Annotated in this window: 19 protein-coding genes and 3 tRNA genes; 8 read left to right on the plus strand and 14 right to left on the minus strand. The window is 49.7% G+C overall.

All coding sequences use genetic code 11. From position 1 onward, the window contains the following. Window positions 1-63 precede the first annotated feature (63 nt). From ACN083_RS03460 to ACN083_RS03475, 4 genes are all read right to left on the minus strand, one after another. Complete coding sequence (locus tag ACN083_RS03460; RefSeq protein ID WP_419101431.1) at window positions 64-1,164, minus strand: branched-chain amino acid aminotransferase; 1,101 nt, start codon at window positions 1,162-1,164, stop codon at window positions 64-66. A gap of 164 nt (window positions 1,165-1,328) precedes the next feature. Beyond that, window positions 1,329-2,393 (minus strand): 3-isopropylmalate dehydrogenase, encoded by a 1,065-nt coding sequence (locus tag ACN083_RS03465; RefSeq protein WP_419101432.1) that lies wholly within the window; start codon window positions 2,391-2,393, stop codon window positions 1,329-1,331. Window positions 2,394-2,503: 110 nt separating this feature from the next. Beyond that, window positions 2,504-3,943: a threonine synthase gene (gene thrC, locus ACN083_RS03470; RefSeq protein WP_419101433.1), complete on the minus strand. Its 1,440-nt coding sequence runs from the start codon at window positions 3,941-3,943 to the stop codon at window positions 2,504-2,506. Between the two features lie 103 nt (window positions 3,944-4,046). Continuing rightward, window positions 4,047-5,021, minus strand: a complete 975-nt coding sequence (locus tag ACN083_RS03475; protein ID WP_419101434.1) for a hypothetical protein — start codon at window positions 5,019-5,021, stop codon at window positions 4,047-4,049. Between the two features lie 101 nt (window positions 5,022-5,122). On the opposite strand from ACN083_RS03475, the gene ACN083_RS03480 reads away from it, so the two are divergent. Then, the gene (locus ACN083_RS03480; protein ID WP_419101435.1) at window positions 5,123-6,190 is read left to right on the plus strand and encodes a hypothetical protein; all 1,068 of its coding nucleotides are present in this window, start codon (window positions 5,123-5,125) and stop codon (window positions 6,188-6,190) included. 85 nt (window positions 6,191-6,275) lie between these two features. Here the strand turns inward: ACN083_RS03480 and metG are convergent, their stop codons facing one another. From metG to ACN083_RS03505, 5 genes are all read right to left on the minus strand, one after another. Further along, window positions 6,276-7,814, minus strand: coding sequence for a methionine--tRNA ligase (metG, locus tag ACN083_RS03485; protein ID WP_419101436.1), 1,539 nt, complete (start codon window positions 7,812-7,814; stop codon window positions 6,276-6,278). Between the two features lie 160 nt (window positions 7,815-7,974). After that, on the minus strand, window positions 7,975-9,570 hold the full coding sequence (gene serA, locus ACN083_RS03490; RefSeq protein WP_419101437.1) for a phosphoglycerate dehydrogenase: 1,596 nt from the start codon (window positions 9,568-9,570) through the stop codon (window positions 7,975-7,977). A 299-nt stretch (window positions 9,571-9,869) separates the two neighbouring features. Next, window positions 9,870-10,898, minus strand: a complete 1,029-nt coding sequence (ilvC, locus tag ACN083_RS03495) for a ketol-acid reductoisomerase (RefSeq protein ID WP_419101438.1) — start codon at window positions 10,896-10,898, stop codon at window positions 9,870-9,872. Between the two features lie 118 nt (window positions 10,899-11,016). Beyond that, window positions 11,017-11,526, minus strand: a complete 510-nt coding sequence (gene ilvN / locus ACN083_RS03500) for an acetolactate synthase small subunit (RefSeq protein WP_419101439.1) — start codon at window positions 11,524-11,526, stop codon at window positions 11,017-11,019. Window positions 11,527-11,529: 3 nt separating this feature from the next. After that, window positions 11,530-13,362 (minus strand): acetolactate synthase large subunit, encoded by a 1,833-nt coding sequence (locus ACN083_RS03505; protein WP_419101440.1) that lies wholly within the window; start codon window positions 13,360-13,362, stop codon window positions 11,530-11,532. A gap of 446 nt (window positions 13,363-13,808) precedes the next feature. Here ACN083_RS03505 and ACN083_RS03510 point away from each other — a divergent pair, with 446 nt between their 5' ends. Continuing rightward, a complete protein-coding gene (locus ACN083_RS03510; protein ID WP_419101441.1) occupies window positions 13,809-14,264 on the plus strand; it encodes a hypothetical protein in 456 nt (151 codons plus the stop codon). An 86-nt stretch (window positions 14,265-14,350) separates the two neighbouring features. On the opposite strand, the gene ACN083_RS03515 is transcribed toward ACN083_RS03510, so the two are convergent. From ACN083_RS03515 to ACN083_RS03525, 3 genes are all read right to left on the minus strand, one after another. After that, window positions 14,351-14,426 (minus strand) — tRNA-Lys (locus ACN083_RS03515). Window positions 14,427-14,581: 155 nt separating this feature from the next. After that, window positions 14,582-14,657 (minus strand) — tRNA-Lys (locus tag ACN083_RS03520). A gap of 98 nt (window positions 14,658-14,755) precedes the next feature. Next, window positions 14,756-15,376 carry a MarR family winged helix-turn-helix transcriptional regulator gene (locus tag ACN083_RS03525; protein WP_419101442.1) on the minus strand — a complete coding sequence of 207 codons (621 nt, stop codon included), beginning with the start codon at window positions 15,374-15,376 and terminating at the stop codon, window positions 14,756-14,758. A 341-nt stretch (window positions 15,377-15,717) separates the two neighbouring features. On the opposite strand from ACN083_RS03525, the gene bcp reads away from it, so the two are divergent. From bcp to ACN083_RS03555, 6 genes are all read left to right on the plus strand, one after another. Further along, a complete protein-coding gene (bcp, locus tag ACN083_RS03530; RefSeq protein ID WP_419101443.1) occupies window positions 15,718-16,194 on the plus strand; it encodes a thioredoxin-dependent thiol peroxidase in 477 nt (158 codons plus the stop codon). 107 nt (window positions 16,195-16,301) lie between these two features. Further along, window positions 16,302-16,383, plus strand: a tRNA-Leu gene (locus ACN083_RS03535). Window positions 16,384-16,496: 113 nt separating this feature from the next. Continuing rightward, window positions 16,497-18,341, plus strand: a complete 1,845-nt coding sequence (locus ACN083_RS03540; protein WP_419101444.1) for an ABC transporter substrate-binding protein — start codon at window positions 16,497-16,499, stop codon at window positions 18,339-18,341. Window positions 18,342-18,509: 168 nt separating this feature from the next. Beyond that, window positions 18,510-19,994 carry a malate:quinone oxidoreductase gene (locus ACN083_RS03545; RefSeq protein ID WP_419101645.1) on the plus strand — a complete coding sequence of 495 codons (1,485 nt, stop codon included), beginning with the start codon at window positions 18,510-18,512 and terminating at the stop codon, window positions 19,992-19,994. A gap of 228 nt (window positions 19,995-20,222) precedes the next feature. Beyond that, on the plus strand, window positions 20,223-21,338 hold the full coding sequence (locus ACN083_RS03550; protein ID WP_419101445.1) for a YihY/virulence factor BrkB family protein: 1,116 nt from the start codon (window positions 20,223-20,225) through the stop codon (window positions 21,336-21,338). 114 nt (window positions 21,339-21,452) lie between these two features. Beyond that, entirely contained in the window at window positions 21,453-22,250 is a 798-nt protein-coding gene (locus ACN083_RS03555; RefSeq protein ID WP_419101446.1) for an alpha/beta fold hydrolase, read from the plus strand. A gap of 97 nt (window positions 22,251-22,347) precedes the next feature. Here the strand turns inward: ACN083_RS03555 and ACN083_RS03560 are convergent, their stop codons facing one another. Together ACN083_RS03560 and ACN083_RS03565 are read right to left on the minus strand one after the other, a co-directional pair. Then, on the minus strand, window positions 22,348-23,700 hold the full coding sequence (locus ACN083_RS03560; protein ID WP_419101447.1) for a hypothetical protein: 1,353 nt from the start codon (window positions 23,698-23,700) through the stop codon (window positions 22,348-22,350). Continuing rightward, on the minus strand, window positions 23,681-26,854 hold the full coding sequence (locus tag ACN083_RS03565) for an AAA family ATPase (RefSeq protein ID WP_419101448.1): 3,174 nt from the start codon (window positions 26,852-26,854) through the stop codon (window positions 23,681-23,683). The genes ACN083_RS03560 and ACN083_RS03565 overlap by 20 nt, the downstream gene beginning before the upstream one ends.

The raw sequence follows: 26,854 nt of genomic DNA on the forward strand, positions 1-26,854 counted from the left end.
ACACACCACAAACCTCACACAACACCCTCCCCAATAAGAAGGGTGCTACTACTATTTTGGGTGTTACACCAAACGTGTTAACCAACCATGACGGTCCTCAACCACACCAGTCTGAATACCCACCAGCTCCTGACGCAAACTCAACGTCACCTCACCAGCAGCACCATCACCAGGGGCAGCAATCACACCATCAGCAGACTTCAACGCACCCACAGGAGAAATCACCGCAGCAGTACCACACGCAAAAATCTCAGAAATAGCGCCAGAAGCAACACCCTCACGCCACTGATCAAGAGTAAACTTACGCTCCTCCACCGTCATGCCGCGGTCTTTCGCCAACTGAATAATCGACTGACGAGTCACACCCTCAAGAATGGTTCCCGTCAGCTCAGGGGTTACCAGCTTATTCTCATCACCAAAAACAAAGAATACGTTCATGCCGCCCAGCTCTTCAATCGCATCATCACGGTGAGGATCTTTAAAAATGACCTGCTTGCAACCATGCTGTTCACCCTCAAGTTGAGCAATCAACGACGCAGCATAGTTACCGCCACACTTAGCGGCACCCGTACCGCCCACACCAGCACGCGCATACTGGGTAGACAACCAAATATCTACCGGCGCAACCGTACCAAAATAGTTACCCACCGGAGAACCAATCACCAAATACTTCACCTCATGGGCAGGGCGAACACCCAAATACGCCTCGGTAGAAATCATGAACGGGCGCAAATAAAACGCCTCGCCCTCACCGCGAGGAACCCACTCACGGTCAATACTCACCAACTGTTTCAAAGACTCTACAAAAAGCTCTTCAGGTAGTTCTGGCATGGCAAGGCGACGAGCAGAACGCTGCAAACGCTGAGCGTTAACCTGCGGGCGGAACGTCCAAATAGAACCATCGGCATGACGGTATGCTTTAACACCCTCAAAAATTTCTTGCCCATAATGCAACACGCAAGAAGCAGGGTCAAGGCTCAACGGTGCGTACGCGCTCACTCGCGCGTTAGACCACTCTCCGCCGTCAGCATATGTGCCTTTCCAATCAATGCTGACCATGTGGTCAGAGAAAAAGTCACCAAAACCAGGGTTAGCGAAGACTTTTTCGCGGTCAGCTTCGGTAGCTGGTGAGGGGTTGGGTTCAACACTAAAAGTTAAAGACATCGTCGTTTCTCTTCTCTCAAATTATTCTTCATGCCACACCGGCAGTTAGCCTGCTCGTGTGAGGGGTTGTAGGTTCTTCACGTTCACAAGCGGAGGACGCCCTGTGCGAAGTGCCTCACATACGGTGTGTTCTCTCTATCAAAGCACACCGCACCTACTCAACACTAGATTTTCTCTAAAGCCGTCACAATATCTGCACCAATCACATCCGTGTTACGGCTCTGACCGGCATGTTCTGCCAAGTCATGCTCCACTGCCCGTTCAATACGCGCCGCAGAATCCTCTAACCCAATATGTCGTAACAACATGGCAGCAGCAAGAATTGTTGCCGTAGGGTTCGCAACATTCTGCCCCGCAATATCTGGTGCAGAACCATGAACCGGCTCAAACATGGACGGGTACTGCCCCGAAGCATTGATATTTCCGCACGCCGCATACCCAATACCACCGGTAATAGCACCAGCCTGATCAGTCAAAATATCACCAAAAAGGTTATCGGTTACTATCACATCAAAACGTGACGGGTCAGTTGTCAAAAAGATAGTTGCCGCATCCACATGGCAATAATCCACGCTCACCTGCGGGTATTCGGCACTCAATTGTTCTAAAGTGCGAGTGTATAAACCGCCCGCATGCACCAGCACGTTATTCTTATGTACCAGCGTTAGCTTCTTGCGTTCACGCTGTGCCGCCAGTTCAAAGGCATAACGCATTAGCCGTTGCACACCATACGCCGTGTTCACCGACACTTCGGTTGCGATCTCAGCATCCGTACCAGCACGAATCACACCACCATTACCCACATACGGGCCTTCAGTGCCTTCACGTACCACCACAAAATCAATGTCACCAGGGTCAGCTAAAGGAGAGCTCACACCCGCAAATAGTCGTGAAGGGCGCAGATTAATAAAATGGTCAAACGAAAACCGTAATTTTAGGAGAATCTCACGTTCAATCAGCCCAGAAGGCACCTGAGCAGAACGGGGGTCGGCACCTACCGCGCCAAAAAGAATCGCATCATGCCCACCTAGTTGTGTCAACGTCTCGTCAGTGAGAGTTTCGCCGGTAACGAGCCAATGCTCTGCACCTAAAGAATACGTAGTTTTGGTGAGGGTAAAACCGTCTCGTGTAGCAACAGCGTCAAGGACGCGTTCTGCTTGTGCCACAATTTCTGGGCCGATACCGTCGCCCGGAATAATCGCAAGGTTGAGGGTGCGTTGTTCAGTCATACTACTTAAAGTAGTACGCCGGTTCGTAGCATGGCAGAATACCCACCCAACGTTTCATAATATGAAATAGTACGAACCGGCGCACCCACACGAAGCGGAAAAACTACACCCTAAAAATCAGTACCAAGACACTGCACAATATACTCCTGCACTGCCTGAACACTACACGGCATATCCTTCACGCGACGCTCAGCCTCAAGAATAGAGGCAAAACGTTCAGGAACCTCCGGCTCCGTACCAGTCGCCTCATAAATCGTTTCAGCAAATTTCACCGGCAACGCCGTCTCAAGGCACACAATCGGAGTAGACACCTGCTCACGAAGCCCGCGAGCAACCTTCACACCGTCTGCCGTATGAGGGTCAAGCAGCACACCGTAGCGTTCATAACAATCACGAATCACCGCAATACGATCCTCATGAGTAGACTTCCCAGAGAGGAAACCATAACGGCCACTCACCTCAGAGAACGCCTCATCATCAGCAAGGCAGAACCCGCCAGAAGCAACAGCCGTACCAAACAACTCCCCGACCCTTGCCGCGTCACGGCCCAACACGTCAAAGATAAAACGCTCAAAGTTTGACGCCCGAGAAATATCCATCGACGGGCTAGAGGTCTTATACGTATCAGCCGAAGAACGCACACGGTACTGCCCCGTACGGAAAAACTCGTCTAATACGTCATTCTCGTTGGTGGCAACGATAAGACGGTCAATAGGTAGCCCCATCTGACGGGCAATATGCCCGGCACAAATATCACCAAAATTACCGGTTGGCACGCAGAACGAAACACGCTCAGTGTTCTGGTCGGTAAGGCGAATCCAACACGAAACGTAGTACACAATCTGAGCCAGAAGACGAGCCCAGTTAATCGAATTGACCGCACCAATACGGTACTTCTCTTTGAATGGTGCGTCAGCAGAAATTGCTTTGACAATATCCTGACAATCATCAAAAACACCATCGAGCGCAATATTAAAAATGTTCGGCTCATCAAGACCAAACATTTGAGCCTGCTGAAACTCTGTCATACGTCCAGCAGGAGTCAGCATAAAAACGTTAATGTTCTCACGCCCACGCATCGCATACTCGGCAGAAGAACCCGTATCCCCCGAGGTTGCACCCACAATGCTCATGCGTTCGCCACGGCGTGCAAGCTCATATTCAAAAAGCTCACCCAAAAGTTGCATTGCCATATCTTTAAACGCCGCCGTTGGCCCCTGAGACAAATGCCCCAAGAAAATACCGTCTTCTAACGTGGAGACAGGAACAATCTGCTCATCAGAAAACTTAGGGTACGTGTAGGCGCGGGCTGTGATGGCACGAAGATCCTTGGCAGGAATATCGTCCACAAACAGTAGAAGCACCTCAGCGGCGAGTGCCGCATACCCTTCAGTGTTAAGGACGGTACGCCAACGAGTCAAGGTAGCGTCATCAAGCTGTGGGTATTCGGTGGGTAGGTAAAGCCCACCATCAGGTGCTAGCCCGCTAAGAAGAATATCGGTAAAACGGGCAGGAGTTCGGGTGGTATCTCGCGTCGATATGTACTGCATAGTCTCAAGTCTAGGGGTTTTTATCAGGTTTATGGGTTCTCTTATCTCTATCGGTGAGATATTGCGTTGCATGTCGTGAGGTTACACGCCCTCACAAGAGTCGCTAACCGTGTGCAGTAGCAGAAGCTCCCGCTGAGGCAGTATCAGGCTGTGCCGTAGTATCTGTCATGCTGCTACTTGGTGTTGGAGAAGGCTGTTCAATCGGAGAAGAATTCTGAGGGTTCTCACGGTCATGAGCAACATTCTCTAACGCTCGCTGGTGAATCTTTTTAATCTGAGAAGACACCTGCTTGAGACGCTGATACACCGCCTCATAATACCCGTTCTCAATATCATGAGTTTTCTGATCATAACTAATATCGGTACGGCATCGGGCGTCAGCTTGCGCAATATCTTTTTGTTGCTGCTCAGTACTAGAAGACGCTACATCTTCTGCAGCCTCTACCGTATGCAAATCAGCATACCCAGCTTTTTCCATGCACACAGACCACTGTTCCACCAGTTTTTGATAGTCCTTATCCTGATGGACATCATCACGAATAGTCTGCGCAAAAGTAGGTGCTAATAAGGCAACATTCATGCCATCTTGAACAGTGCCATAAATATACTGGTAGCTTTGCGCCATGCACCCATCACGAGGAATATCCCCACTGTGATAATCCATAAAATCGGTGCTAACCGTACCATTTTGAGCATCCCCAAAGAATGCCGCTTTACCAGCCGTATCATAGTGTGCTTGCGCTAATTCTTGTGAGCTTGGACGGTAGCCACGTTCACTAATTTCTTGTGCGGTCAGTCCCCCAGCAAAAGATATTTTAAGCTGGTATTCTCGTGCTGGTTCTTCGTACACTCCGCCACGTGCTTGCACGCATCGTGCCGTAAATTTACGGCGTGCCTGTTCTGCTTCGTGAGGAGGGAAAATCCACTCTTTAAGTTCGTTGAGGTGTTCTTCTTGAGCTGGAGTATATTTCAGTTCTTCAAAATTTTGTGGTGGCGGTGTGCAACCAGTTAAAACCGTCAGTACAATAGTAGACAGGATGATAAGGCTTCGTTGTGAAGTCTTAGGGTTTTGGGACACGCTCACTCACTCTCAAAAATTTTTACTATCTTAGTATAGTGACAAACTCATTCCGAAACATACTACTCACACCCATAGAAAGGGTGCTTTAGGCAATACCTATGCACAATACACCAGATTTTTCGTCCTCTCGTCGAGGTTTGTTCCGTATGGGCGCGCTAGGTGGCGCTGTCGCTGGGGCAACTGTTCTCACAGCCCGCAGCGTTGCACCCGCACAAGCTACACCTACGGCACACAACTTCCCTGAGAAATTCATCTATCCGGCTATTGCAGGCCCCTCCTTAGCGTTATGGGGTAGCTCCTCTATTGAGGGGGCACGAGCCACAGAAGGTGTTGTTGCCGGTTACGATGTACGCCTGAGCACCCTACTCACACGATACCTTCAAGTGCCCGTCCTCAACTTTGGTCAAGGCTCCGAAACCTCCACCAACATTCTGGCGCGTCGAGGTGCACCACAGTTCACCATGACACTCAAATTCCCTGAAGACCTCATCCCCGCAGAAGGTTCTGTCACCGTACAACAAACAGAATCTACCGCCGTCGAATGGAATGACGCCTCCTACTACCCCGGCTATATTCAAGATATCCCCGGCACATTACAAGCTATCAAAGGCGCACCCGGCTCATATACGTTCACACGCACCATCGCCGGAGAACCACGCTACGCACCCGCAACAGTAGCTAAAGCTTCAGTATTTTCCTCCTATCAGCAGATGATTTCTTATTCATCGCACCACCTTGTGCAGATAGGACGCAACAACATCACCGAACTCGACCGCATCAAAGAACACACCCAACTCGCTGTTGATATGGCACCAGAACGCACCATCATTCTCGGGCATTTCGCGGTAGATGGAGACGGCCCCGACTCAGGGCGTGCCAAAGCAGTTCGCGCATACAACGAGTGGGGACGTCAAACCTACGGTAACGCATTCATCAACCCTCAAGAATACCTACGAGAAGTCACCCAACAACCGTGGCTACGCTACGGCGACTTGAACGGTTCTGGGGTGTGGAACAGTAAAGAAGACGCAGACGACTACCAACAAGGCAGACTCCCCCGCTCCCTCTACGCCACCGACGGTATTCACCTCAACGGCTGGGGCTATCTCGCATTAGCCCGACAAATTCAAGCTGTAGTCACCGAACTCAAATGGTTTAGCTCCTAAACCCCTACATATTAAGTATGGTGTCTCTCATGTTCTAGAACATGAGAGACACCATACTTTCTACGAGCTTTCTATCGCCAGTACTTTACTCTTTGTCGTCCTCATAACGAGGGAACACAGGAGAAGGCTTCGGCAACTGAGCACCAGCAACCAGCACCTGATCAAAGAAACTAAAAGTACGCTCCGACTCGGCAACACCCAAAAGGTCAAGCATTTTAGACATCGACTCTGGCATCACCGGCTGAACCAACAACGCCACACGACGCAACGTCTCAGCAGTCACATACAAAACAGTGTTCATGCGTTGCGGGTCAGCCTTCTTCAACTTCCACGGCTCTTCAGCAGTGAAATAACGGTTACAATCAGCAACAACTTTCCAGATACTCTCCAACGCACGGTGGAAAGCCTGCTCCTCAAAGTCAGCACGCACACTTTCATATAAAGCAGAAGCATCATCAAGCATCTTCTGGTCAGTATCCGAGAACTCACCAAATTCAGGAACACAACCGCCACAATTCTTTGCAATCATCGACAAAGAACGCTGCGCCAAGTTTCCTAAATCATTCGCCAAATCAGCGTTAATACGGTTCTTAATCGCCTCAGGAGAATATGAGCCGTCCTGACCGAAAGACACCTCACGCAACAAGAAGAAACGGAACGGATCAAGACCAAACGTCTTCACCAAATCAGCTGGACCAACCACATTACCAACAGACTTCGACATTTTCTCACCATCAACGAGCAAGAACCCGTGCGCAAAGACACGCTGTGGTAGCTCAATACCAGCAGACCACAAGAAAGCAGGCCAATAAATAGCGTGGAAACGAGAAATGTCCTTACCAATCATGTGAACGTTAGCAGGCCAATACTTTGTGAACATCTCACTATCAACATCGGGGAAGCCTACACCCGTCAAATAGTTGGTGAGAGCGTCAACCCACACATACATCACATGTCGATCATTACCGGGGACAGGAACACCCCAGTCAAAAGTTGTACGAGAAATAGAAAGATCGTTCAATCCCCCACGAATAAAGCTTGCTAGCTCATTACGACGAGTCTCAGGATAAATAAAACCTTCATTCTCATATAGTTCAAGCAAACGATCCTGATACTTAGACAAGCGGAAGAAATACGACTCTTCTTCCGTCCACTCCACCTCAGTGCCAGTCGTCTTCGCATAACGCTGACCGTCACGAAGCTCCGTCTCGTCCTCCGCATAATAGGCTTCATCACGCACAGAATACCAGCCAGCATATTTATCAAGATAAATATCGCCATTTGCTTCCATACGCTTCCAAATAGCCTGTGAAGCCTCATAATGATCTGCGTCAGTAGTACGAATATAACGGTCATACGAAACGCCCATCATATCGTCCATCGCACGGAAACGAATAGCGTTCTGATCAGCAAGCTCTTTAGCGCTCATACCAAGCTTAGCTGCGGTAGTCTGCATCTTCTGACCGTGCTCATCAGTACCAGTCAAAAAACGGACGTCATAACCGTCAAGACGTTTAAAACGCGCCATGGCGTCAGTAGCAATATGTTCGTATGCGTGACCAATATGAGGGTCACCATTCGGGTAAGCAATAGCAGTGGTGATGTAATACGGGGTTGAACTCATACCCATTACTTTATATGGCGCTACAGATAAAACGGAACTTTTCACAGTCTTTATCCATAAATAGCCCATAATTCACATCAATATACAACAGCACCACCAACACAAAGAAGGGAGTGAACACCCAAAATGGTGCCCACCCCCTTCTACTGCTAACGCTTAGCTATTGTGCAAGGTTCACACACGCAGCACGTGAAGCATTCACAATATTCTTAATGCTATTGACAACTTCTGCACTAGGAGCAGAATCAAGCGCCAACACAGCCACCGCCTGATCGCCCTTATCCCCACGAGAGACCTGCATACCAGCAATATTGATTGATGCCGTACCCAAAAGCGTACCCATCGCAGCAATCATGCCTGGGCGATCTTCATACTCAAGGATGAGCATATAATCCGTAATCGGAATCTCAAGGTCATAGCCACCAATATTTGTCAGCTTCTCAACAAGTTTAGGGCCAGTAACCGTACCCGAAACTTTAACAGTGCTACCTGATGCAAGTACCGCCGAAAGAATCGTCTCATTACGGAAGTATTCTGTCTCCTCCGTAGTAGTAAGCTCCACCTCAATACCACGTTGTTGAGCAATCATCGGCGCATTCACATAAGACACCTTCTCCGAAACAACATCAGTGAAGACACCCTTCAACGCCGAAAGCTTCAACGAAGTCACATCTTTTGTAGCAATTTCTCCAGCAACCTTAACCTCAACATGAGTCATCGCCTCACCACTGCTAAGCGCCGTCACAATACGCCCAAGCTTCTCAGCCAAAGGCACACCTGGGCGAACATCCTTATCGATAGCGCCACCGGCAACGTTAACAGCGTCAGGCACGAGGTCACCTTCAAGCGCAAGACGCACCGAACGAGCCACCGACACACCAGCTTTTTCTTGAGCCTCAGCGGTAGACGCACCCAAATGCGGGGTACACACCACGTTCGGCAACTCAATAAACGGAACGTTCTTTGCAGGTTCTTTCACGAACACGTCAATAGCGGCACCAGCAATCTGGCCAGAACGCAACGCAGCATCTAACGCAGCCTCATCAATAAGCCCACCACGAGCAACGTTAATGACGTAGGCGGTGTTCTTCATCTTCTTAAAAGACTGCTCATTAATCATGCCCATAGTCTCTGGTGTACGTGGCATGTGAATCGTCAAAAAGTCAGCACGCTCTAATAGTTCATCTAGCTCAACAAGTTCAACACCCATTGTTGCTGCACGAGAAGAGGTCACAAATGGATCGTACGCAATCAATTCAGTGCCAAAACCTTTAAGACGTTCTGCAACCAGACTGCCGATACGTCCCAAACCAATAATGCCAATGGTCTTTTCGTAAAGTTCTACACCAGCATATTGCGAGCGCTTCCATTGGCCTTCTTTCATGGAGGCAGATGCTGGTGCGATGTTGCGGGCTAGTCCGAGGATGTGTCCGACGGTGAGTTCTGCGGCGGAGATGACGTTTGAGGTGGGTGCGTTGACGACCATTACGCCGGCGGCTGTTGCTGCTTTGATGTCGACGTTGTCGAGTCCTACTCCGGCGCGTGCAATCACTTTGAGGTGTTTTCCGGCGGCGATGGCTTCGGCGTCGACGTGGGTTGCTGAGCGGATGAGGATGGCGTCAACGTCGGCTAGTGCTTTGAGTAGTTCAGGGCGGTTGGTTCCATCGACGGTTCGGATGTCGAAGTCGGGGCCGAGTGCTTCGATGGTTGCTGGGGAGAGTTCTTCTGCGATGAGAACGACGGGTTTATGAGTCACGAAAATGTTCCTTAAGGGGTATTCAAGGCAGTCTTGAAGGGGCGGTACCGTTCACCCGATACGGCGGTAACGCTCATGGTATGTTGGTGAGCTTTTGCGCTCATGTTTGTTGTGGAGACGGTGCTGTCAGTTCACCCTGACGGCCAACAGCACCGGTTAGTAGACTATCTTACCGTTGAGTTTCTTGATGGTGCTACTGTGTCTTAGCCGTTACGTGGGATGTTGCCAAGACCATGAGCAGAGCCGATGAGGGCGGTGGCTCTCATCGGCTCTACTTTTTGGGGGGTGTTTATGGTGTGTTAGCGTTGGGTGCTTCCGTCGGTGTAGTCGTCTTGGACTTTGTTCCAAGAGAAGAGTTTGCGTAGTTCACGTCCGGTTGCTTCGATGGGGTGAGCTTCACCTTTGGCACGTAGTTCGAGGAATTCTTGTGCACCGTTGGCTTGGTCGTCCATGAAGCGTTGTGCGAAGGTTCCGTTTTGGATGTCGTTGAGCACCGCGTTCATGTGTTCTTTGGTTTCTGGTGTTACAACGCGTGGGCCGGAGACATAGTCGCCGTATTCTGCGGTATCGGAGCAGGACCAGCGTTGTTTGGTGATGCCGCCTTCGTTGATGAGGTCAACGATGAGTTTGAGTTCGTGGCAGACCTCAAAGTAGGCGATTTCTGGTTGGTATCCGGCTTCGGTGAGAGTTTCAAAACCATATTGGATCAGTTGTGATACGCCACCGCAGAGTACTGCTTGTTCGCCGAAGAGGTCGGTTTCGGTTTCTTCGGTGAAGGTGGTTTCGATGACGCCTGCACGGGTTGCGCCGAGACCTTTTGCGTAGGATAGCGCTAGTTCTTGGGCGGTTCCGGATGCGTTGACTTCAACGGCTACGAGTGCTGGTACGCCACGTCCGGTTTCATATTCGCGACGTACGGTGTGTCCGGGGCCTTTAGGTGCGACCATGGCGACGTCAACGCCTTGGGGTGCTTGAATGTAGCCGAATCGGATGTTGAATCCGTGTGCGAAGAAGAGGGCATCGCCTTCTTCAAGGTTGGGTTCGATGTCCTGGGTGTAGACCTGTGCTTGTACTTGGTCTGGAGTGAGGATCATGATGACATCTGCGTCTGCGGTTGCTTCTGCAACGGTCATGACGGTGAAGCCTTCTGCTTCTGCTTTAGCTCGTGATTTGGAGCCTTCTGCGAGTCCGATGCGTACGTCAACGCCGGAGTCGCGCAGGTTTTGTGCGTGCGCTTGACCTTGGGAGCCGTAGCCGATGATAGCGACGGAGCGTCCTTGGATGATGGATAGGTCTGCGTCATCGTTGTAGAAGATTTTTGCTGCCATGAGAGGTGTTCTCCTTGGTGTTAGTGTGTGGTGACTGTTCTGGTGTTGAGCAGTCGTATCTAAAAACTTGCGTCGGGGTGCGCCCGTGTTGGGACGCCCCCCTGTGGTGGTAAGTGGTTTAGCTTCTGAGAGCTTTTTCACTCATGGAACGTGGCCCACGTGCGAGTCCGAGTGTTCCGGCTCGGATAATTTCTCGAATGCCGAAAGGTTCTAGCACGTCGAGCAGGGCACCGAGTTTTTCGGCGGATCCGGTTGCTTCAATGATGACGGACTCTGTAGAGACGTCAACCACTTGGGCGCGGAAGAGGTCTGCTGCTTGGGTGACTTGCAGACGTGTTTGCGCATCAGCTTTAACTTTGACCATGATGTGGTCTCGTTGCACTGAGGTTTCTGGTGTGAGTTCAACAATTTTGAGGACGTGAATGAGTTTATTGAGCTGTTTGGTCACTTGCTCTAATAGGTTTCCTTCAGCGTCTACCACAATGGTAATACGTGAGATGCCGGGAACTTCTGTATTACCAACGGCGAGGGACTCAATGTTGAACATTCTTCGGGCGAAGAGTCCGGAGACTCGTGCCAGCACGCCGGGTTTGTCTTCAACTAAGACGGAGAAAGTGTGGCGGCTCATGGCTTAGTCCTCTCTTTCAAAGATAGGTGAGGTGTCTTTGGCGATTTGGATGAGGTCGTTGGAGACGCCGGTGGGCACCATGGGCCAGACCATGGCGTCGGGGCTGACGGTAAAGTCTACGACGACGGGGCGGTCGTTGATAGCAAGCGCCTGTTGGATGGTTGCATCAACATCGGCGTCTGATTCGCAGCGTAGTCCGACGCAACCGTAGGCTTCTGCTAGTTTGACGAAGTCTGGGATACGTACGGTGCCGGCCCCCGTGTTGAGGTGGGTGTGTGAGTAGCGTCCGTCATAGAAGAGGTTTTGCCATTGGCGCACCATGCCCAGTGAGGAGTTGTTGATAATAGCAACTTTGATGGGGATGTTGTTTTGTGCGCAGGTGGCTAGTTCTTGGTTGGTCATTTGGAAGCAGCCGTCTCCGTCGATGGACCAGACGATTGCGTCGGGGTGTGCTACTTGTACGCCCATGGCGGCGGGCACGGAGTAGCCCATGGTTCCGAGGCCTGCCGAATTGATGAAGTGGCGTGGTTTTTCGTGTTTGAGGAAGTGGGCACTCCACATTTGGTGTTGTCCAACACCGGCAACGTAGTAGGCTTCGGGTCCGCTCAACGCTGAGATGCGTTCGATGGCGTATTGGGGTGAGCCGAGTCCGTCGTCGGTGGTGGTGTATCCCAGTGGGTAGTTTTCTTTGAGGGCGTTGAGGGTTTGCCACCAGGGTTCGAGCGGGCTGAGTTCTGTTGCGTAGTCGGTTTCGAGGAGGCTGTTGAGTTCGGGTAGTACTTGTGCGAGGTCTCCTACGATGGGTACGTCTGCGTAACGAATTTTTGAGATTTCGGCGGGGTCGATGTCGATATGAATGACTTTCGCTTCGGGTGCGAAGGATGAGAGGACGCCGGTGACGCGGTCGTCGAAGCGCGCTCCGAGTGAGAGCAGTACGTCAGCTTTTTGGAGTGCGGTGACTGCTGGTACGGTGCCGTGCATGCCGGGCATTCCGAGGTTTTGTGGGTCGGAGTCGGGGTATGCGCCGCGTGCGGTGAGTGTGGTGACGACGGGTGCATGGGTGTTTTTTGCGAGGCGTTGCAGTTCTTCTGGTGCGTTGGCGCGTACCATTCCCCCGCCGACGTAGAGTACGGGACGTTGTGCTTGTGCGAGCAGTTTTGCTGCTTCACGGATTTGTTTGGAGTGTCCGCGGGTGACGGGTGTGTATCCGCGGATTTCGACGGTGGGTGGCCATGAGAAGTCCATCATGCCTTGTTGTGCGTCTTTGGTGATGTCTACGAGCACGGGGCCGGGGCGTCCGGTGGAGGCGATGTGGAAGGCGGTGGCGATACAGCGCGGGATTTCTTGGGGGTCACGGACCATAAAGCTGTGTTTGGTGATGGGCATGGTCATGCCGACGATGTCTGCTTCTTGGAAGGCGTCGGTGCCGATGACGGAGCTTGAGACTTGTCCGGTGATGGCAACGATGGGTACGGAGTCCATGTTTGCGTCGGCGATGGGTGTGAGGAGGTTGGTGGCTCCGGGGCCTGAGGTGGCGAGGCAGACTCCTACTTTTCCGGTGGATAGTGCGTATCCTTGGGCTGCGTGTCCTGCGCCTTGTTCGTGGCGTACGAGGATGTGGCGAATTTGGGTGGAGTCAAAGAGTGGGTCGTAGGTGGGGAGGATGGCTCCTCCGGGTAGGCCGAAGATGTCGGTTACGCCGAGTTTTTCGAGGCTGCGAATAATCGCTTGTGAACCGGTCATGCGTTCGGTGTGGGTTTCGGTTGCGGTGCTGTCGTTGTGTTTGCCAACGTTTTGAGCGAGTACAGCTGGTGTCATCGATGGACCCGTGGTCATTTTCTTTTGCCCTTTGACGTTTTAGTGGTGGTGATGCTTTTCATGGTCGTTGACGGGTGTGTCTGCCGATCATGTTCGCAACAGGTTTTGGTGTTTTCCTGATACGAAAAAACCCTCCGCCTGAGTGGAGCGAAGGGTACGCATGCATGGAACACAACAAAGTTTTGCCTAGGCTAGCGCGCCCTATCTGACGACTAGAAGGCTAATAATGTGTTGTGAACTGCGTTGCATTTGCATAGCTATAATATTTGTCGTGATGGGCGGTAAAAGTCAAAGACATCTCATCATCCGACACGTTATTGTGAGGTCTTTCGTCTTTTTGGGCGGATTATGCGCTGTTTATGTCGTCTTTTAACGAGCGTGACCTTATGTTAAATATGACGTGCAAAACATCAATAATGTTTTAATAGTCGCGTTAGAGGGGCGTTTACCCTAGACTGGGGTTCATGACCACACATACGCTTTCTAGCGAGTTCATTACGGCAGCTTTGCACCCAGTATTTGATGAGCAGATTATCAACTATGGTGCTTATAACCTTATTTTTGCTACAGGTCATGCGTTGTATCGCAATCCTGATATTGCTATTCAGCAGCAGGATTCTCAAGAGTATTTCATTATTGGGTATCGTGACACTCCGCGAGAGGTCATTGTGGCTCCCGTACTTTTGCCGCAGGCTTTACCGGCGGGGACTCCTACCTCTATTGATAATACAAACGCGATTCGTGCCTATAGTTTGAATGAAAATACTTTTGGTTTGGAGTCTACGACGGGTACGTCTTTTATTTTGACGATTCCTCAGAGTATTGAGATTGTTTTAGAGAATGGTTCGGGTGTCTTAGAGCAGTCTAGTGATATTCATGATTTTCAGAGTTTTCTGAGTGAGTCGTGGCTTGAGGACTAATATTTTGATGTTTTCTGCGTGTTGATACGCTCTACAGATGTAGAAAAGGGTGGTTACCGTTTTTGTTGGTAACCACCCTTTTTGTGTGGTGCGCCCCGTGGGACTTGAACCCACAACCCATTGATTAAGAGTCAATTGCTCTGCCAATTGAGCTAGAGGCGCATTCTCGTTGCCGAAGCAACGAATAAAAACTATACCTCGGTGAGGAGGAAGACGCAAATTTTCAGACAAGAGATATGTGGCACACCGCGTATCGGGTGAGTCAGCGTTAAAGCATTGAGGGCCTGACTCGTTCGAGTCAGACCCTCAATATTATGTGGTGCGCCCCGTGGGACTTGAACCCACAACCCATTGATTAAGAGTCAATTGCTCTGCCAATTGAGCTAGAGGCGCATTCTCGTTGCCGAAGCAACGAATAAACTATATCCGACATTATGAAGATATAGCAAACCCTACACTCTCAATGTTGCATAAAACACAGTTGATGGGGTTTATTTTTCTCGTTGAGCACGAGCAGCGTCAAGAAGTTCAGGGGTAACAATGTCAAGCACCGCAGTTGTTGGGCCAACAACTTGAGACACCTCGACGGGAGCTTCCCCTTCAGGTTGTACGGGTTCAATGTCTCCGGTGAAGTCGGCAAGTCCTACGGCGGCACGATGTTCTTCGTGAGCACCGTGAAGAACGATATCGTTGCCTTCTTCCTCCGAGAGTTTACGTACAATATCGACGAGCATCTCACGAAATTCAGGGTTAGCTAATGCACCCAAGGAGGCGAGATTCTTATCAATTTTTTCAGCGCGTGCAAGTACGTCTCGTCCCTCGTCAGTAATATCTAAAAGATAGCTACGCCGATCATTGGCGTTGCGCACCCTGTAAACATAGTGATGAGACTCTAGACGGGATAAAGTCTTTCCCATGGTTTGAGCCTGCACTCCAACAATGGAGGCGATACGAACTTGTGAAGTTTTTCCTTCACGAGCAATGACACCAAGAGCAGTAACTCCGGCGTGAGTTAATCCCAACTCACGCAGGCGGTTATTCCAGCTATGTTCAAGCATACGAGCAGACGTAGATAACAAACGATTAATTGACCAATTACCAATATCAGGCATGTATCCAGTATAGGTAAAGTCTTTACATATTTTGACGGAATCTATACTTTGGCAAGCAAAGAATAATCACATTCAGACCTCACACACGGCCTGTGTACATAGTTTCATCAAGCAAACCTCAGGTTTTTAAGAACGCTCTCAGAACACCGAGAAAAACCGTAAAGCCTCAAGAGATGAGAACATCACACCTAAGCGTTTCACATATTGGACACAGGTTTGGTTTTAGTGACTCCCCCACCCTAAACAATCACCCACGCGCACCTAGTGCAAAACATCTGCCACCCGATAAGATAGACCCCTAAACAACACCCACCCCCTATAAATAGTAGGAGCATTCAATCATGGCAGAACGCCTCGACATTGGAACACCAGCACCAGCATTCTCACTCAAAAACAGCAACGGAGAAACCGTCTCCTTAGAACAATTCTCCGGACAAAAAGTCGTACTCTATTTCTACCCCAAAGCAAATACTCCCGGCTGCACCAACCAAGCCTGCGACTTTCGTGACAACATCACCTCACTACAAAGCCACGGATACGTCGTACTCGGAGTATCCCCCGATTCCCCTCAAGCACTCCAGAACTTCACCCAAAAACAAGAACTCAACTTCGAACTCCTATCAGATGAGGACCACACTGTAGCGGAGTCTTATGGTGCATGGGGAGAGAAAAAGAACTATGGAAAAACCTATATTGGGCTTATTCGCAGCACCTTCGTCATCGACGAAAACGGAAACATCAGCCTCGCTCAATACAATGTGAGAGCTAAAGGACACGTTGCAAAACTACGCCGTGACCTCGGTATTGACCCCAGCTAACGCACATTCCAGCGCCCTCATCTCAAAAATTCTGCATTATTTTCTCTGCCGATTTGCACAGCCAAAATATATCGTGTACTATTTCTAGAGTTCGCTCAGCTGAACATGCGCGAGTGGTGAAATTGGCAGACACGCAGGATTTAGGTTCCTGTGCCTTCGGGCGTGAGGGTTCAAGTCCCTCCTTGCGCACTGCATAACATCATAGAAAAGATAAAGCCCGGTATATACTGGGCTTTATCTATATCTACAGGTCAATACAGCTCTTTCGTCGACCTTACCGCTCACAAGGGAAGTGTGTTTCTGTGTCTTCTGGTCTCAACCGCCGCAAACTTTTCCGCTACGGGTCACTCTTTGCTGCCGCAACAGCATTCAGCGCCTGTTCTGCACAAGAGCACCAAGACACCACAACACCACACACCAACGACACAAGTACCTCCCCCACACCCACCAAACACCAGCCGGTCACTCTTCGATTCGCAAACGCAGCACCCACCTCATCATTAGATGTCGCCACCAGTGGCACACTCGAAACAGCACGCATCTCAGCACAAGTTCTCGAGCCCCTCCTCAGAGCAAACGTCGACACCGGACTACCCGAAGCATCCCTTGCAACCAAATGGGACGTATCCTCAGACAGACTCAGCTACACTTTCACCCTACGAAACAACGTCACATTCCACGACGGAACACCCTTCAACGCAGATGCCGTCCTCAAAAACTATCAACGATGGGTCCACGCAGCAGCCGACACCACAGCATACTCCCACACCGATTACCTACAACTTTTCAGTGGAGTCACCGCACCAGACCAAAGAACACCGCTAGTCACAGACTGCAAAGCCGTCGACGAAAAAATTATCTTCACACTTTCACGCCCCTCAACATCTTTTATTAAGGCACTCACCCAACCAGCATTTGGCATTGCCTCCCCCGCCTCACTCAATGACGAATACCATTTCAAAAAACTACCCGTAGGAACAGGCGCATACACCCTCAAAGAATGGGACGGGTCCACAGCAACCCTCGAAGCTTCCCCCACCTATTGGGGAACAGCACCTGTTATTGAACGGCTCATCATCAGCACCATCTCCGATTCTGATAAACGCTACTATGCTCTACGCAACGGAGACATCGACGCCTACGACCTCGTAGCCATCGACAACTATGTTCCGCTAGCACGCTCTGGCAACCTCATCCAACCACGAGACCCTTACGCCATCTGCTATATCAGCATTAACACGGATCACCCCGTCCTCAACAAGGCGCTCATGCGTCAAGCCATAGCTCACGCCCTCGACCGCCACGAAGTGGTACGCAATAACTTTCCTCAAGGAACAAACGTCGCAAACGACTTTTTACCAGCGCTATTCATGATGAAAAATGATGACACACGCGCCTACTATAACTACGATAAAAACCGCGCCAAAGAACAACTCGAAGCAAGTGGATACAACGGCGAAGAACTCACCTTCTACTACCCCACAGGTGTTTCTTTAGCAACCATGGAATCTCCCGAAGCCATCTATGCCTCTTTAGCCGCAAATCTCGTCTCTATTGGTCTCAACATCAAACCAATGCCCGTCCCGTGGAACGAAGGGTACCTCGACGTTATTAGTCAACACAGCACAGAACGTGCCCTAGCATTGACCGGGTTCGTAGGCTCCTACCGCGACCCAAATGCCTTTATCTCAAGAGTTCTAGCGCCCACCTCAGAAATCGTGCATTCAGCCGAACACAGCGAAGCCACCTATATCGAAAACGGCGAATTAGAAATCCTCGAAGAACCAGCACCCGAAAACCACAAACTCGACGCACCAACTGACGAACAACCCAAAGACGATACAGAAGCTCCAACAACAGAAAAAGACGACGCCCCTGCACCAGATAGCACTTCACTGGCAGAATTACCGCGAGAAAAAATAACCTATCCACAAATTCTCAGCGCGATGAGAGCAGCAGATCAAATCAACGACGTTGATAAACGCCGTATCGCATACCAAGCAATTAATCTGCACATCGCATTATTAATGCCTGCTATCCCTATCGCGTACCCTATTTCTTCGGTAGCTCTTGGCCCACGCGTCGATTATTACCCGCTCAGTGCCACAGGCATCGCAAATTTTGCGTCGGCAAAGGCTCACTCCTAAAAATTATCGTGTCTTTTTCAGGTTGCAAGCAAAAGGGTTCACCGTTGAAGGCACCGAATAAGTTAGTCTAAAGCTCAGAGGTTTTTGTGCATCACCATATGCCTCAAAAATCTTTGTGGTAAGTCAAAGAAGACTTACCTCGTATTGACTTATCATCTCTTGGGAGTAATAACCGTGGCTACAACGGAATCGACTGACGTCGTACTCGTCGGTGGTGGCATTATGAGCGCAACCCTTGGTGTTCTGCTCAAAGAATTAGAGCCATCATGGAATATCATCATGTTTGAGCGTCTAGACCGCGTAGGTCAAGAATCTTCTAGCCCGTGGAATAATGCCGGCACCGGACATGCTGCACTATGCGAACTCAATTACGCACCAGCAGGTGCAGATGGTACCGTCTCTACCGCAAAAGCATTAGGCATCAACGAACAGTTTTACACTTCTCGACAACTATGGGCCTCGCTCGTCGCCGAAGGAAAACTCACAGATGCCTCCTTCATCAACTCTGTACCGCATATGTCTTTAGTCTTTGGTGAAGAGCACAGCGCCTACCTCAAGGCACGTTTTGAGGCGTTCCGTCGCGAAAAACTCTTTGAGAGAATGCAGTTCTCTACAGACCACCAAGAAATACACCAGTGGGCGCCACTGACCATGCAAGGACGTCATGCTGAACAAAAAGTAGCAGCAAACTGGTCCCCCGAAGGAACAGACGTCGATTTTGGGTACTTGACCGAACAGCTCACCAACTACCTCACCTCACAGGGAGTGAGCGTACGATACGGTCACCACGTCACTCAACTCGTCCAAGACACCAACGGGCAATGGAAAATTACGGTCAAAAACCGTTTGAACTCCGAAGAACACCTTGTGGTTAATACTCGTTTTGTGTTCTTAGGTGCTGGCGGTGGAGCATTAAAACTCCTCCAAAAATCTGGTATCCCAGAAGGAAAAGGCTACGGAGGGTTCCCCGTATCTGGCCTATTCTTAAGAAACACCAACGAAGCCACCGCAACAGAACATTGCGCCAAAGTGTACGGTCAAGCTTCTGTCGGCGCCCCACCTATGTCGGTGCCTCACCTTGACACCCGCTATGTTCGCGGGCAACGTTCCCTACTCTTTGGGCCTTACGCCGGTTTTAGTACAAACTTCTTAAAACAAGGATCATTTTTAGATCTTCCGCTATCGGTACGCCCCGATAACCTCTACCCCATGATTCGTGCAGGCCTCGATAACCTCTCTCTCGTAAAATACCTTGTAGGGGAACTTGCAAAGAATCAGTCAAGCCGTATTGACGCGCTACACGAATATTATCCGTTAGCTCAAACCGACGAATGGGAACTAATTCAAGCAGGTCAGCGTGTACAAGTCATGAAACGTGACAACGCTAAAGGCGGCATCCTCCAATTTGGTACAGAACTCATTTCTGCTCACGATGGCTCTCTTGCTGCGCTTCTTGGCGCTTCCCCCGGTGCATCTACAGCTGTTCCTATCATGTTGAACCTACTGCAACAATGTTTCAAAGAACAGTTCCCAGCATGGGAGTCTCGTATCCGTGAACTGATTCCGGCTTTCGGCGTTCGACTCAACGAAACACCAGAACTTGCCGACGAAGTACTAGAACACACCTCAAAGGTTCTAGGACTCTCGTACTAACACCCACAAGATACAGACGATCCATGTATATCAGAGTAGAAGGCGTGCAAAGATTTTTTGCACGCCTTCTACTCTATTGCCACTTGTCATAACCCTTATCAACATAAAAATACAGTATCCCAGTATTTTTGAGGGAAGCTAACAGCTAAAGCCCAAGAGTTCTAGAAGCACACTGAACAAACATGTTAAGCTTACGTAGCAACTCATTCGCATCGACTAGGAGTTCGGATGTCTTTAGAGGAACAAACAATCACTCGCGCTCAAGAAGCCCCCGCACCAGAAAAAGTTCATAAACGCTACACCATCAAAGAAGTCACCAAATTTAACTGGGGGTACGTCATCAAACGCGCCTTTAACAAGTTTGGTACTGACGGTTGTACCGATATGGCAGCAGCGCTCACCTACCATGCAGTGCTCTCTATCTTCCCTGCTCTACTAGCAGTAGTTTCTCTCCTCGGTGTCTTCGGACGTGGACAAGAAACCACACACGCTATTATCGATTTCATCAGTGGTATCGCACCAGCAGAAGTTCTTTCTATCGTCGAAGGACCCATTTCACAGCTCACATCTTCTAGTGCAGCTGGTTTAGCTCTAATCACTGGTGTTGTCGGTGCGCTCTGGACAGCTTCCGGATACATCGGCGCTTTTGGACGTGCACTCAACAGGCTTTATGGCGTAGTTGAAGGCCGTCCCATCTGGAAACTCCGACCGCAAAATCTCTTAGTCACTACAATTCTCGTCTTCATGCTTGTTCTCATGCTCATGGTACTGCTCATGAGTGGTGGAGTCCTCACCTTCATATCAGATAGCGTCCCAGGGCTCGACCTCACCGCCTTTACCAGTGTATGGCTCTGGTTCCGTTGGCCTATTATCCTCTGCCTCGCCGTTGCACTCGTAGCATTGCTCTACCACGGCACGCCCAACATCAAACAACCCAAATTACGGCTCTTCTCTGCTGGTGCAACCTTCGCACTTGTCTCTATGGGACTTGCCGGTTTAGGCTTCTCATTCTACGTATCAAACTTCGGTAAATATAACGCCACCTATGGTCTAATCGGCGCTGTCATCGTCATGCTCTTATTCATCTGGATTATGAACAATGTGCTACTTCTCGGTGCAGAAATTGACGCAGAAATTGAACGTATGCGCGAACTACGTGCCGGTATTTCGGCAGAAGAATTCATTCAGCTTCGCCCACGCGATAATACTCAAGCCATCAAAATTATTGAGACAAAAGAGAAATTTATTGCTGAGGGGAAAGCGATTCGCCTATCCCAAAACGGTTTAGATTATCAGGCGCTCGCTCAAAAACTTGAGAAAGAGAAATCTTCACCTCAACAATAGGTGCTTATTTTCTGCCCTCGTACACCCTGATAAAGGGATGGGGTGTACGAGGGCAGAACGTTATCTTCCTCATTTTCTTTGGTCACCTATAGCGGTGCGCACTACAGTGGACTGGTGACTATTTTTCCTCCTCTTTCGTATCGGATATTCCCTGCTGCACAAAACAGCCCAGAACATTCCCCTATCATCTTTTTACACGGCTTCGCCGCAACCGGAGAACAATTATGGGTGCGCACCGGATGGGTCAAACGGTTCACCGCTGAAGGGTATCCTTGCATCATCGTTGATTTGCCATATCACCGCAATGAAGACCTCAAAAATCCAGACCCATCACTAACCTATACGGGTGATATTCCATTATCTGAAGAACACGGATTCTTCGTATCAGCAGCTCACGCCGTGGCACAATTTATTGACGAGCTTGACTCCCCTGCCCACCTTGTAGGGTTTAGCGCTGGTGCCCGTATCGCGTGGGAAGCTAGCTCCTACGCAGGTCATAACGTGCTCTCTACAAGTATCGGTGGGCTACCTCAGCACGATCATCTACCGCTCATCGCACAATATCTTTTAGGTTCCTTAGAGCAAGAAAATATTAATCCGACATTCCCCGCCGTCATCAATCATTCGCTCATACGAGAATCATCACTCAAACATTTTGCGTGTTTGCCGTTAGCTTTTGATTTTGACCCAACACTTTTACACCCGCTCTGCCCTATTCTGCTGGTGCGCGGCAGTGAAGATAGCGTAGCCGGTGATTATTCGTGGCTTACTGAGGCTCTGACCGAAGCCCACGTTCCCTATGAACAGCTCATCTTAGACGGACGTAACCACGTCAATGCTCTTACCAGCGGAGTCTTTAAAAAACGTGTGTTAGCGCTCGTTCAAGAAAGCGAAGAAGCCTTTATCATCTAGAGCAGATTCTCTATCTCTTAGTACAAGAAACATGGGTGTGCCCCTGCCGAACAGAAAAGCTCAGCAGGGGCACACCCATATTTTATGGGGAAGAGCCTTATGAGGTTGTCGACGACGGAGGGTCAAAATCTTCTAAGAGTGGAAGACGTTCTTCGTAGGTTGCTCTCCATTTGGCACCATATACGTGAGATAAGAGCGCAAAAAGAACAGCAGCAAATAGCGGAATAAGCATCGCTGATTGTTGCCCTAAACGCTCACCCACGGTTGCCGCCCACACATACCCTAAAGCAAGCCCGCCAATATAGGTGGTTTGTATTGCAGATAAGGCTAAGCCCACGTTGGCACGCGCCGCAATAGCAGTCATAATCGACTCCATGCACATCAGCGATGCGCCAAGTAGTCCACCGTAGATGGCAAGAACAACAGTAATCCAGAATTGAGATTGTGGGATAGACAGAATCAAACCCACCAATAACAGTAGATGAGCGTCTAAGAGCCAGCCCTGCCATGTGCCTAAACGTAACCGTAGAACCGTCAAAATAACGCAGGTGCAAGCGCCAGCAGTTCCCATCATGCCAATATAAAACCCCACAAATTCGAGGGTGTCAGAATGTAGACCACGAATCACCAATGCGGTCTGTGTCGAGCCGATTGCTGTACCAATGCAGGCGATACCAAGCATCGGCAAAGCCCCCAAAGGAGGTGGATTACGTACAGTAATAGGTGTCGTCTCAACAGACGAGTGCGAAAATTTGAGCGTTACGATGGCTTTAGGAAACCATAGAATAAAGAAGATGGCGAAGACGTCGATGAAGATAACAGCATACAGTGACGATAATGCTCCCGAAAAAATAGCAATAGCGCCCACACTTGCTGCAGCCAGAGGCAACGCAATAACATCAAGCATAGATTCTAAAGCGATAGCAGAGTTTAGAAGCCTACGATCTTGAGTAGCCGTATAACGTTCACTCCAATAACTGCGCATCGCAGCGCTCAAGGGGATGGTAGTTGCCCCTGCTAATGCAGAAGCTATCAAGAAGATAGGTATTGATCCGCTGGCACGGTTAGGAGCAAATTGCACCGTTTGCACCATCAAGAACGCTACGGCCGGAATATTCAATGTTGCCGTAATACACACCACCGAGCGGTAGCCAAAACGTTGAGCCACACGCCGGTGAGTTCTTTGCATCACCGCTGAGCTCATGGTGATAAGCCCCGCCGCATACGCTCCAAGAGTAATCTCGCTCGTACGTGTTCCCATACTAATGAGCACCGCGAGCGCCACCATGTAGGTGGGAAGTCGTCCAAAAAGTGAGAAGATGATAAATTTTTTGCCGACAATTGAGGTGAGGTAGATGAGGCGGTTTTGCAGGTAGCGTACGGAGTGTCGTATACGCAGTGTTCTGGTGTAGCTCGGTGTTTCGGTCTGTTTAGGATATTTGGGTGACAATATCTGACCCTTCTGGTGAGCTGACCAAGGTGATGTGTTCTGGTATTCGGGTTTTGAGTTCGTTCACGTGTGAGATGAGTCCGATGACGCGTCCTTGTTCGCGTAGTCCGTCGAGTGTTTCCATGACGTTGTTGAGAGTGTCTTCGTCTAAGGTACCAAATCCTTCGTCGACGAAGAGGGTGTCTATTTCTATTCCTCCGTGTCGGTGTTGTACGACGTCGGCTAGTCCGAGTGCGAGGGAGAGTGATGCCATGAAGGTTTCTCCTCCTGAGAGTGTTTCGGGTGAGCGTTGTCTGTCGTGCCAGTGGTCGTATACGGCTAATCCTAGACCAGATTTGCTCTGTGTTTTGTGGTCGCTGTGTTGGAGTTGGTATCTTCCGTGTGTCATGGCTTGGAGGTGTTCGCTGGCTGCTTGTGTGATGTCTTCAAGTTGTGCAGCAAGGATGTAGGTGGTCAGCTGCATTTTGAGGGTGTTGTCGGTAGATGTTGCGTGCGCAATTTTAGCGAGTTCTTGTTTCATCTGTGCTTGAGATGTGAGCTCTTCGCATGTTGCACGGTGTTCTCGGTATTGTGCGAGGAGTTGTGTGGTGGTGTTTTGGGCTTGTTCAAAGGTGAGGGTGTGTCCGAGGAGGACGTCTTTATAGGTGCTCAGGTTTTTGGTTTTGTGTTGTTGGTGTTCGAGGTCTTTGGCGCTTGGTGGTTGGTGTCCTTGTGCTAGTTCGTTGGCGACGGCAACCATGTGTTCGTGGGTGAGGGCTTGTGTAATGTAGTGGGTGTTTGCATCGTGGTTTGCGATGTCTTCTTCCCATTGTTGTAGTTGTGTGGTGGGTATGGTGGCGTCTTGTATTGTGTGGATGCTGGTGAAGGATGATTCTTCTAGTTTTTGGTGCCATTCATCCTGATTTTTTTGGTGTTGTTCGCTGATGTTTTGTGCTTGTGCATGGGCTATTTTGAGTTCATCGAGAATACTGTTGAGTTTGTTGAGGTTTTGTATTCTTTCATTCAAGGTGTAGTCGGTGTGGTGTTGTTTGAGGGTGTTTTCTTGGGTGGTGATGTGTTGGTGTTGTTCGTTGAGAGTTTTTTGGTGTTCTTCGTAGCTGGTGTGGTGTTGGATGGCTTGTTCTTTGAGTTCTTGAAGCTGGTGTTCTAGGGAGTCGAGTTGTTCTTTGAGGGTGTTGCGTTGGTGTTGGCGTTGTTCTGCTTGGTCTTGTTGTTCGCGGTGTGTGGTGAGGTTTTCGTGGGCTTGGTGGATGGGTAGTGCGCCGTTGCGGGTGAGTTCTTCGAGGTGTTGGGTGATACGTTGAACGTTTTGGTGGCTGTTTTTGGTGTTTTCGGTGGAGTGGTTTAGTTGTTGTTGTGCTTGGTCAATGTCTCGTTGTTCGACGAGTTCTTCGGTGGCGTTGTGGTGTGCTGGTGCGGGGTGTTCGCAGGATCCACAGACAGGGCAGGGTTCGTTGGGTGTGAGGTTGATTGCGAGGCTATAGGCGGCTTGGTTGTAGCGTAGTTGTTGTAGTTTTTCGAGCTGTTGTGCGTCTTTTCGTCGTTGTGTTTCGTAGGTTTTGTAATGTTCTTGTTCTTTGTTGAGGTGTTCTTGTTCTTTTTCGTGTTCTTGGGATAGCGCAAGGATGTTTTGTGCTTGGGTGTATGCCTGTTGGGCGTGTACGAGTTCTTCTTCGGTGTCTGCTAGTTGTTGGTATTGTTCGTTGAGTTCTTCGTAGCGTTGTTGTGTTTTTTCGTGTTGTTGTTGGGTTTGTTCAACGGCTGCGCTCAGTGTTTTTTGGCGGGTGAGTAGCTGTTGGTAGTGTTTTTTGGCGTGGTTGAGTTGTTCTTCTTCTCGTGCGAGTTCGTGCAGTGTTTGGAGTAGGTGTGGGAGTTGTTCACCATATTTTTTGAGGTTGGTGTTGTGTTTTAGTGGGTGTTCGCAGAGTTCTGTGATGAGGGGCAGTTCAATGCTTTGAGGGTTGTGGTGGATGTGTTGGTGGTGTTCGGTGCAGAGTTGTTGTATATGTTGGGCGAGTTTTTGTTGATGTTGGGTGTTGTGTTCTTGTTGCTGTTGGGTGTCGATGAAGCGACGGTAGAGAGGTAGGAGTTGTTGTGCTTCTTGTGCTCGGCGTACTTTTTGGCGTTGTTCCTTGATGTGACTGGTTTGTGCGCTAAGTTGCTGTTGTTGTTCTTGTAGCTGGGTGTAGTGGTGGTGGTGTTCTATACGGCGTTGGAGCTGGGTTTTGTGTTCGTGGTTGCGTTCTAGTTCTTCTGCAATGTTTTGGTGTAGTTGACGTACTAGTGGCAGTACACGTTGGATGATGGTGTGGTGTTGTTCCATGTGTTCTTGACGTTGGTCAAGAGTGTATGTGTCGTCATCTTTTGGGGTGGTTGGGGTGTGTTGTTGGGTGAGTTGTTTGAGCTGTTGTAGGTAGGTGTTGTGTTGTTCTTCGGAGAGTTCGTCTATGAGGTTTTGTGCAGCGTGGTTGAGTTCTTCTTCGAGGTGTTCGATACGGCAGTGTTGGTAGGTGTTGAAGAATTGTTCCTCAAGGTGGCGGAGTTGTTCCGTTATCTGTGTGGTGTGTTCGTTGGCTTGTTGTGCTTGTTCTTTGAGGAGTTCTTGTATTTTTTCGAAGGTGTCGATGGGAAATAGTTTTTTGAGGAGGGTTTCTCTTTCTGCTGATTTTGCGTTGAGAAACTTCGCAAATTCGCCCTGTGGTAGGAGCATGATTTGGGTGAATTGTTTTTCGTCGAGTCCGATGAGCCCGGTGATATAGGTGGCAGCGTCGTTGATTCGTTCGGCGAGGGTGTCCCATTGGTGTGTGGCGGTATTGAATTGTTGGACGTGAACTCGGTGATGGTTTTTTGTTTTTTTCTGCGGGTTTTGCCATTCGGGGCTACGCCAGATTTTTAGTCGAGTGTTGCTGATAGTGCATTCTAGTTCGACGGAGGGAATGGCTTCTGGTGTGGCGAAGTGGCTTTTGAGGTCTGCTCGTGCGCTAGAGGTTTTTCCGTAGAGCGCGAAGCAGATAGCGTCAAAGATAGTGGTTTTTCCTGATCCTGTGGGCCCTGTAAGGAGGAAGAGTCCGCTTTCGTTAAGTTTTTCGTAGTCGATGCTGACGGTGTGCGCAAACGGGCCAAAGGCGGTCATTTCTAGTCGATGTAGTCTCAT

The sequence above is a fragment of the Rothia sp. CCM 9418 genome, from assembly GCF_048512825.1.
Classification (GTDB): Bacteria; Actinomycetota; Actinomycetes; order Actinomycetales; family Micrococcaceae; genus Rothia.

What these genes read in the sequence shown, in the direction of transcription:
- ACN083_RS03460 (WP_419101431.1), bottom strand. Translation starts at nt 1,164, where the DNA reads ATGTCTTTAACTTTTAGTGTTGAACCCAACCCCTCACCAGCTACCGAA.
- ACN083_RS03465 (WP_419101432.1), bottom strand. Translation starts at nt 2,393, where the DNA reads ATGACTGAACAACGCACCCTCAACCTTGCGATTATTCCGGGCGACGGT.
- thrC (WP_419101433.1), bottom strand. Translation starts at nt 3,943, where the DNA reads ATGCAGTACATATCGACGCGAGATACCACCCGAACTCCTGCCCGTTTT.
- ACN083_RS03480 (WP_419101435.1), top strand. Translation starts at nt 5,123, where the DNA reads ATGCACAATACACCAGATTTTTCGTCCTCTCGTCGAGGTTTGTTCCGT.
- metG (WP_419101436.1), bottom strand. Translation starts at nt 7,814, where the DNA reads ATGAGTTCAACCCCGTATTACATCACCACTGCTATTGCTTACCCGAAT.
- ilvC (WP_419101438.1), bottom strand. Translation starts at nt 10,898, where the DNA reads ATGGCAGCAAAAATCTTCTACAACGATGACGCAGACCTATCCATCATC.
- ilvN (WP_419101439.1), bottom strand. Translation starts at nt 11,526, where the DNA reads ATGAGCCGCCACACTTTCTCCGTCTTAGTTGAAGACAAACCCGGCGTG.
- ACN083_RS03505 (WP_419101440.1), bottom strand. Translation starts at nt 13,362, where the DNA reads ATGACCACGGGTCCATCGATGACACCAGCTGTACTCGCTCAAAACGTT.
- ACN083_RS03510 (WP_419101441.1), top strand. Translation starts at nt 13,809, where the DNA reads ATGACCACACATACGCTTTCTAGCGAGTTCATTACGGCAGCTTTGCAC.
- ACN083_RS03525 (WP_419101442.1), bottom strand. Translation starts at nt 15,376, where the DNA reads ATGCCTGATATTGGTAATTGGTCAATTAATCGTTTGTTATCTACGTCT.
- bcp (WP_419101443.1), top strand. Translation starts at nt 15,718, where the DNA reads ATGGCAGAACGCCTCGACATTGGAACACCAGCACCAGCATTCTCACTC.
- ACN083_RS03550 (WP_419101445.1), top strand. Translation starts at nt 20,223, where the DNA reads ATGTCTTTAGAGGAACAAACAATCACTCGCGCTCAAGAAGCCCCCGCA.
- ACN083_RS03565 (WP_419101448.1), bottom strand. Translation starts at nt 26,854, where the DNA reads ATGAGACTACATCGACTAGAAATGACCGCCTTTGGCCCGTTTGCGCAC.